Source organism: Fodinibius sp. (assembly GCF_041642155.1).
Classification (GTDB): Bacteria; Bacteroidota; Rhodothermia; order Balneolales; family Balneolaceae; genus Fodinibius.
In genome coordinates, this window is record NZ_JBEPWZ010000241.1 from 1 (window position 1) to 4,834 (window position 4,834).

The 4,834-nt window shown below is 52.1% G+C and carries 8 protein-coding genes; 7 read left to right on the top strand and 1 reads right to left on the bottom strand.

Translation table 11 applies throughout. The features are described from left to right. From ACESLU_RS11860 to thiE (ACESLU_RS11880), 5 genes are all read left to right on the top strand, one after another. Nucleotides 1-238, top strand: a 238-nt coding sequence (locus ACESLU_RS11860; RefSeq protein ID WP_372638859.1) for an FAD-dependent oxidoreductase, incomplete at its 5' end; no start/stop codon positions are given. A gap of 22 nt (nucleotides 239-260) precedes the next feature. Next, entirely contained in the window at nucleotides 261-464 is a 204-nt protein-coding gene (gene thiS, locus ACESLU_RS11865; protein WP_372638860.1) for a sulfur carrier protein ThiS, read from the top strand. A 32-nt stretch (nucleotides 465-496) separates the two neighbouring features. After that, nucleotides 497-1,288 carry a thiazole synthase gene (locus ACESLU_RS11870; protein WP_372638861.1) on the top strand — a complete coding sequence of 264 codons (792 nt, stop codon included), beginning with the start codon at nucleotides 497-499 and terminating at the stop codon, nucleotides 1,286-1,288. Beyond that, nucleotides 1,285-1,911, top strand: a complete 627-nt coding sequence (gene thiE / locus ACESLU_RS11875) for a thiamine phosphate synthase (protein ID WP_372638862.1) — start codon at nucleotides 1,285-1,287, stop codon at nucleotides 1,909-1,911. The genes ACESLU_RS11870 and thiE (ACESLU_RS11875) overlap by 4 nt, the downstream gene beginning before the upstream one ends. Continuing rightward, nucleotides 1,908-2,531: a thiamine phosphate synthase gene (thiE, locus tag ACESLU_RS11880; protein WP_372638863.1), complete on the top strand. Its 624-nt coding sequence runs from the start codon at nucleotides 1,908-1,910 to the stop codon at nucleotides 2,529-2,531. The genes thiE (ACESLU_RS11875) and thiE (ACESLU_RS11880) overlap by 4 nt, the downstream gene beginning before the upstream one ends. Nucleotides 2,532-2,709: 178 nt before the next feature. Here the strand turns inward: thiE (ACESLU_RS11880) and tssD are convergent, their stop codons facing one another. Continuing rightward, a complete protein-coding gene (gene tssD, locus ACESLU_RS11885; protein ID WP_372638864.1) occupies nucleotides 2,710-3,096 on the bottom strand; it encodes a type VI secretion system tube protein TssD in 387 nt (128 codons plus the stop codon). A gap of 716 nt (nucleotides 3,097-3,812) precedes the next feature. Here tssD and ACESLU_RS11890 point away from each other — a divergent pair. Both ACESLU_RS11890 and ACESLU_RS11895 read left to right on the top strand, forming a co-directional pair. Next, on the top strand, nucleotides 3,813-4,361 hold the full coding sequence (locus ACESLU_RS11890) for a gamma carbonic anhydrase family protein (RefSeq protein WP_372638865.1): 549 nt from the start codon (nucleotides 3,813-3,815) through the stop codon (nucleotides 4,359-4,361). 120 nt (nucleotides 4,362-4,481) lie between these two features. Further along, nucleotides 4,482-4,834 (top strand): radical SAM protein (locus ACESLU_RS11895; RefSeq protein WP_372638866.1); only part of this gene is annotated, 353 nt, incomplete at its 3' end.

A 4,834-nucleotide genomic window follows, 5' to 3' on the forward strand; every position in this document is an offset into this window, starting at 1 on the left:
CCCTTCCATCTATGACCTGCCGCTGGTCGAAACCACGGCCGGTTTGCGTCCCGCCAGCCGGGACCATGCCCCCGTGATCGGGGAATCCGGTATCGGGGGACTCTATTACGCCACCGGGCACTACCGGCATGGAATTCTGATGACGCCGGTAACCGTTTATAGGTTGATTGAGGAGATTACAGAGGGGACGAAGTCTGACTTACTGCGCCCTTTTCGTCCCCGGCGTTTCGACAGGTAATGAAAAGATAACCAAATATATTATGAAACTGATTGTTAACGGAGAACAGGTGAAGACGGAAGCGAACACGCTGGAACAGCTGCTTCGGACCTTTAAGCTGGAAGATGCGGAAAAAGGGGTAGCGGTGGCCGTGAACGATGCGGTGGTCACCAAAGATAAATGGAGTGACTACCAGCTGAGCGAGGAAGACCGGATAGAAATCATCCGGGCCACCCAAGGCGGATAGTATACAATTGATAATGATATTAATATTGACATATGACAAACCAACTGACGATAGCGGACCAGACGTTTTCATCCCGGCTCATTGTGGGGAGCGCCCGGTTTCCCGACCCGGACACCATGCGCAAAGCCCTGCGGGCCAGTGGCGCTGAGATGGTGACAGTCGCCATACGCCGGGCCGACCTGGCCGGTGACAGCGGGGAGGATATTTTAAGCTATATCGAAGACGACGACTATTTTCTGCTTCCCAATACAGCCGGTTGCTACACGGCGAAGGAAGCAGTGACCACTGCTCACCTGGCGCGCGAGGCCCTTGGAACCAACTGGGTGAAACTGGAAGTGATTGGTGACGATGAAACGCTTTTCCCCGATGTGCCCGAACTCCTGAAAGCGGCCGAACAGCTGCTCCTGGACGGTTTTGTGGTGCTGCCCTATGCCAATGACGATCCCATCACCTGCCGGAAGCTGGCGGATATGGGCTGTGCGGCTGTCATGCCGCTGGGGGCTCCCATAGGATCGGGAATGGGAATCCGCAACCCCTACAACCTGAGAATTATCCGCGAACAGGTGGAAGTGCCGGTGATCGTGGATGCCGGGGTTGGTACGGCCTCGGATGCCGCCATTGCTATGGAGCTGGGGATGGATGCGGTACTGATGAACTCAGCCATTTCCCAGGCCAAACACCCGGTGAAGATGGCCGAGGCGATGAGGAAAGGTATTGAAGGGGGACGTCTGGCTTTTGAATCGGGACGGATGCCCCGGCGCCTGTATGCCGAAGCTTCGAGTCCGATGGAGGACAGAATTGAGGTTAGCGGGACGGAAGAATGATGGACCCGGGCTTTCGCTACTACCTGATAACCGACCGCAAACAGTGTCACCCCCGTCCCCTCACAGAGGTGGTGGAGCAGGCTTGCCGGCAGGGGATAAGGGCCGTGCAGCTGCGGGAGAAAGACCTTGGCGGCAGAGCACTGTTTGCTCTGGCCGGGGAGCTGCGCGTGATCACCCGCAGGTGGAAGGCCAAGCTGTTTATCAACGACCGGACCGATGTAGCGCTGGCAGCGGGAGCGGACGGCGTGCATTGCCGGGAAACGGGCATAAACCCCGGGAAAATAAAGTGTTTGCGATCGTCGCTGATCGTCGGTTCAAGTGTTCATTCAATCGAATCGTCCCGGCGGGCGGAGCAGGAGGGGGCGGATTTCCTGCTGTTCGGGCCGGTATTTTACACCGCATCCAAAGCAAAATACGGAGCTCCTCAGGGCACAGCGGCCCTGCAGGAAGTGGTGGAATCTGTAGCGGTTCCGGTTTTTGCGGTGGGCGGCATCACACCGGAAAGGGCTCGGGAGTGCCGGTCTGCCGGCGCTTACGGGGTGGCGGGGATTTCATCCATCATGATGGCCGATTCGGTCGGGCAAAGGGTTAACCAGTGGAAATCCACATTGCATACGTTATGAAACAGGACTTGTCAGGCATTTATTTGATTACCGATACGCACATTCAGCATCGATTCAGCCACATGGCCCTGGCCGATCAGGCCCAAGAGGCGGGTGTGCGGTTGATCCAGTACCGTGATAAGCAGGCGACCGGGAGGGAGGCGCTTGCCGATATTGAGGCCATGATGTCGAAACTGAAGGATTCGCAAGCATCTTTCATCGTCAACGACCGGGCTGATTACGCGCTGGCGGGAGGAGCGGACGGTGTTCACCTGGGACAGGATGACCTGCCGATAGCGGCGGCGCGATCGCTGCTGGGCCGGGAAAAGATCATCGGCGGGTCCTCTTCGACCCTGGAAGAAGCGCTGCAGGTTGAGCAGCAGGGCGCTGACTATGTGGCAGTGGGACACATTTTTGAGACCGAAACAAAGAAAAAGGAGTACCCGCCCCGCGGACTCGAAACCTTGCAGAAGGTCCGTGAGGCGGTTACTATTCCCGTGGTGGCTATCGGGGGTATTACGCTTGAAAATGCCACAGACGTTATCGGGGCCGGGGCCGATATGATAGCCGTGTCCTCGGCTATCTGTACGGCGGAGGATCCCTTCCAAAAAGCAAAGGAATTCGTCAGCCTGTTCGTCTGAGCGGCATTTTTCGAATGGGGTGAATAATCCGGGTTATATGATTAATGGTCCCCTATGAACACAGGCAGATGAACAGCAACGGGAGTGAGGAGCGAATCCCTGCAGATACCGAATATCCGCTGAAAACCGGGGGGCGGGATGGAAATACATGTCGGAGTCCTTTATTTGTGTTTCGGTATTACCAGTGGTTTTCATGCCGGGAAGAGCCGCCAAATGAAATCTCCTTGGCAGAGAGCAGCAGTTCTATTTGCATGGGCTTGTCGCCCTTGGCAACAAACTCTTCGCTGAATTCCACACAGTAGGCATCCGTAAACTGTAACTGTTTCATTTTACCCATGGTATCGCGCTTGACAAAGGTGATATCACCGCTTTTGATCTGCGTTTCGGAGGTCGCCCAGTCGAACAGAAAGGTTTTGGAATCTGATTCAACCAGTACGTTTATCAGCCCGCCTTTGGGACGGGCCGATGGTTTTCCTTTGTGGTCGGTCGTTTGAGAAATTTCATATTTGCATTGCAAGACATTCAGTTCCTGATCTTCGATATGCAGGGTTGCTTTGAAAGACATAGGGTTCTCTCTTGATAAAGTTAATAGGTTCTGATGATATCTGATGGTTATTAATAGGCCCGCACGCAGAATGCTGCCAGTAGGAGTATGGTGGTCTCGGTACTGATGAAGCGAATATACGTGCGCGCAGCGTCTATTGTCGTACTTTTAACGATAAAGAAGTTTATCAGCGTTCATCAGCATGTTTGTTAATGAACGAGTAAATAAGTAATGAATGTTTTTAATACTATATATTTTTTTTCAGTCCTTCAATAGCAGATTTGAATTTATTGCTACAAATAAAGTGAGTTCATAATAAAAGAGACCTTTGTAAAACGTTGTCTTGCCCAATCTCTACATTTTCACGATTTCAACATCCTCATGTCTCGTTTATATATACACTGCGGCTTTGAAATCACTCGGGGGTTGGTATTTAACACCCCCCCTGGTTTTTCAAAGGCCTCTAAAAATCAGCTCAATTGCTTATAAAACGTATTTTTCACTTTCTGTTATTTTGGCTAACAGGAAGGTATCTCCTCCGATTATCAGCCCGAAGTACCAAGCCGACGCTGCAGCTGGCATTGCATGGATCCCGGCTTGACAGGAGAGGGCATTTGAATAGCGAAGTATGGCGGATTTGGTTATGTTAAAGCCGTTGAGAAGATAATGTTTCGCCCGTATTACCGGGTGGAAAGTTTGGGGTAACACCCTTCGCAACCATTTAATATTAGCTGACTATGATATACGAATTCCTCGACCGAAAACCCGATTATCCCGAATCTGTCTTTGTGGCGCCAAGCGCGGACCTGATAGGCGATGTGACCATGGGAGAAGAGAGCAGCGCCTGGTTCAACACGACCATCCGCGCAGACGTCAACTGGATCGAGATCGGGGATCGGACGAATATACAGGATAACGCAAGCATCCACGTGATGAATCAAACGGGTCCCACAAGGATTGGCGATGAGGTGACCATCGGGCATAATGCCATGGTCCACGGTTGTACCCTCCACGACCGGGTGCTTGTCGGTATTCACGCCACTGTGCTGGACAAAGCCATAATTGAGTCAGACGTAATTGTTGCGGCCGGGAGCCTGGTACCGCCGGGCAAGCGACTGGAATCGGGCTACCTCTATATGGGCTCTCCGGCAGCGCAGAAGCGAAAGCTTACCGACGAAGAGATCGCCTCCATCAAAGAGCATTCCGATAACTACGTAAAATATGCCCGCGCCTACATGCAGAAAGATACCTACGAGGAGAACCCGTTTTATGAAAAGGATAACTAAAAACCCCTGTCCATAGTTGAATTTTCACTACCAATTCCCAATTCCTAATTCATAATTCATAATTCATAATTCATAATTCATAATTCCTAATTTCCCCCTCTGTCCGGACTCTATCTCCATATCCCTTTCTGTAAGCAGGCCTGCTCGTACTGTGATTTCTATTTTGTAACACGTACCTCCGAGCGGGAGCACTTCGTAGAACGGCTTTTAGCAGAGATCCGAAGGTATAAAAATAGTCCCTTTGCTGCCGAGAAGGTGGAAACCATCTATTTCGGAGGCGGAACGCCCTCCCTCCTTGAGCCGAAGCAGGTCGAGGATATACTGGCGGAAATCCGCGACGTCTTTACTTTGGATGTCCGGGAGCTTACGTTCGAGGTGAACCCCGATGATGTGAATGCAATATTTTTGCAGGATCTCCATTCCCTGGGCGTGACGAGGCTGAGTATGGGCGTGCAAACATTTCAGGCGGACTT